At 67.5% G+C, this 652-nt stretch carries 1 pseudogene; it reads right to left on the minus strand.

Features of this window, described 5'->3' with window-relative positions:
- Positions 1–638: pseudogene (locus ABD353_RS39885) on the minus strand (hypothetical protein); the annotation flags it as partial.
- Between the last annotated feature and the right edge of the window lie 14 nt (positions 639–652).

Raw genomic sequence — 652 nt, forward strand, 5'->3', positions numbered from 1 at the left:
CCGACGGTGAGGCCAGCGGCATCGATCGCCGTGTCCGAGGGGTGGAGGAACTGGCCGCCGTCGCACATGAGGTTCCCGCTGATGGTCGCCCCTGCGAGCAGCACCCGCCCGCGCGCGGTGAATCCGTCCTGGCAGAGCATGTTCTGTTTGATGGTGATCCTGGCCAGGTCCAACGCGGGTGTGGCCCCAGCGTGTTCGAAGGTGCCACCACTGAGCTCGAGCGACCCGCCGATGACCGAGCCGGTGAGATCGACGCTGCCTTCGGAGACGAATCCCCGGTCGAGCAGTGCAGTCTCCCGCACCTCCAGATCGAGGGCCAGCAGCGCCTGCCCGCCTCGGTTCCGAAGCTGTGCTCCTCGGAGGCTGAGCCGGCCACCAATGTGAGCTCCGGTGAGATGTGTGGTTCCCGCAACCGTCAGGTCGGAGAACGAGGCGTAGGCGCCGATCGAAACTCCAGCCAGGTCAAGGGCGTACTTCACATCTCCGGCCGGCGCCACCGTGGCCCCGCGCAGTACCAGCCGCCCATCGATCTTGGCCTCGGTCAGCCGGATGCGCCCGCAGGAGGTGTCCCTCAGGGTCAGACTGTGCACGGTGTGCAGCTGTGCCGCACGGAGCTCGGCGAGCGAGCAGGTCTCCAAGTAGACCCCTTGGG

The organism is Kitasatospora arboriphila (assembly GCF_039528095.1).
Lineage (GTDB): Bacteria > Actinomycetota > Actinomycetes > Streptomycetales > Streptomycetaceae > Kitasatospora > Kitasatospora arboriphila.